The following is a 246-nucleotide window of genomic DNA, read 5'->3' as shown; positions in this document are numbered from 1 at the left end:
CTGTCGGTGATCGTGTTCGACGATGTCGACGAGGCGGTCAGGATCGCTAACGATACCGAGTACGGGCTCGCGGCGGCCGTGTGGACGTCGGATCTGACGACCGCGCACGACGTGTCGCGCCGGCTGCGCGCGGGCACGGTGTGGGTGAACTGCTATGACGAGGGTGGCGACATGAACTTTCCGTTCGGCGGCTACAAGCAGTCGGGCAATGGCCGCGACAAGTCGCTGCACGCGCTCGAGAAGTAC

Annotated in this window: 1 protein-coding gene; it reads left to right on the top strand. The window is 65.0% G+C overall.

What is annotated here, in order from left to right; translation table 11 throughout:
- Positions 1 to 246: aldehyde dehydrogenase family protein (locus tag SB772_RS44410; protein WP_410839077.1), on the top strand; the 246-nt coding region annotated here is incomplete at both ends.

Source organism: Paraburkholderia sp. SIMBA_030, assembly GCF_046535245.1.
GTDB lineage: Bacteria > Pseudomonadota > Gammaproteobacteria > Burkholderiales > Burkholderiaceae > Paraburkholderia.
The sequence above is the reverse complement of the archived record's forward strand: the minus strand, read 5'-3'. Positions and strand labels throughout refer to the sequence as shown.